Consider the following 1238-nt stretch of genomic DNA (forward strand, 5'->3'; position numbering starts at 1 on the left):
CCCCAAGTGGAATATAAATGCAAAAACATTCCACCCCGATGAAATCCCAGTGAAATCCCAGTGAAATAAAAAAAATAAAGGCATTTCACGGGATAAATAAAAGAAAAAACCATTTCATTGGGCAAGCTGTATTCTTCAGTTGAAAAGTCCTCACTATTTCACTTGAAAAGTCCCCACTTTTTTTAGTCAATGTTTTTCATAAATAATTTGGTTTCTTTTAATCTGTAAGAGTCGCCACTCATATTAACGATGTATGCTTTATGGGTTAAGCGGTCTACCATTGCAGCGGTGAGAACGGGATCTTTAAATATTTCTTGCCATCTTTCGAATGAGAGATTTGTTGTAATGATAGTGGATTTTCTTCCGGTTCTGAGAGAGAGGTTCGTAAAAAGCAATTCAGAACCCTCTTTATCAAACGAGATATAACCAAGTTCATCGCAAATAACGAGATCATATTTTTCAAAGCGCAGTTCCATTTTACGCAATACGCCTTGTGATCGCGATTCTTTTAGTTGAGTAATAAGAGTGGGAACGGTTGTAAACAGAACCTTAAAATCTTCCATACAAGCTCTTATTCCAAGTGCTATGGCGAGATGGGTCTTACCGGTTCCAGGATTACCTGCTAAGATCACGTTCTGTCCGTTTCTAATAAAATCAAGAGTCTTGAGAAATTTCAGTTTCTTCCTACCATCTTCAGGTAAGAACTCAACTTCCAAATCTTCAAGATATTTTTTATAAGGGAACTTTGCAGAACGAATTCGAGATAGTTTCCTGTTCTCTATTCTTCGATAATACTCACTTTCCAGTAATTGAAGAAGGAATTCATCATAAGAATAATTGTCTTCAATCGCTTCTTCTATTTTTATTTTAAACGTTTTTCTGATTTCGGGGAGACGGATTGTTTTTGTATATTCGATTATTTTTTCCTGACAGTTCACAATACACCTCCACATTTATTCAGATTATCTTTATGTGGAACAAGCAGAGCGAGAGCAGATAATTGTTTGAGTGATATTTCTTCTATTTCAGATTTACTGGTTGATAAATGAATTTCTGCATCTTTTCGTTCACATATTATCTTTATCTTATCTGTAGAAATATCTGAAGGACAGACTGTCTCTAACTTGTGGATTATTTTCTGAATCTCTTGAAGGCTCTTGTCATTTTCTTTCATATAGATCAAAAGGTTTACGAAATCTTTTGGGTTAGATTGAAAATGTTTTTTGTAAAGATGTTGC

The 1238-nt window shown here is 34.7% G+C and carries 2 protein-coding genes; both read right to left on the bottom strand.

Annotated features, from left to right (window positions below; translation table 11 throughout):
- Nucleotides 1-182 precede the first annotated feature (182 nt).
- Nucleotides 183-953 (bottom strand): IS21-like element helper ATPase IstB, encoded by a 771-nt coding sequence (gene istB / locus U9P79_00530; protein MEA2103119.1) that lies wholly within the window; start codon nucleotides 951-953, stop codon nucleotides 183-185.
- The coding region (locus U9P79_00535) for a hypothetical protein (protein MEA2103120.1) at nucleotides 935-1238 on the bottom strand (304 nt) is incomplete at its 5' end. The genes U9P79_00535 and istB, both read right to left, overlap by 19 nt.

Source organism: Candidatus Cloacimonadota bacterium (genome assembly GCA_034661015.1).
Classification (GTDB): Bacteria; Cloacimonadota; Cloacimonadia; order JGIOTU-2; family JGIOTU-2; genus JAYEKN01.

What these genes read in the sequence shown, in the direction of transcription:
- istB (MEA2103119.1), bottom strand. Translation starts at nt 953, where the DNA reads ATGTGGAGGTGTATTGTGAACTGTCAGGAAAAAATAATCGAATATACA.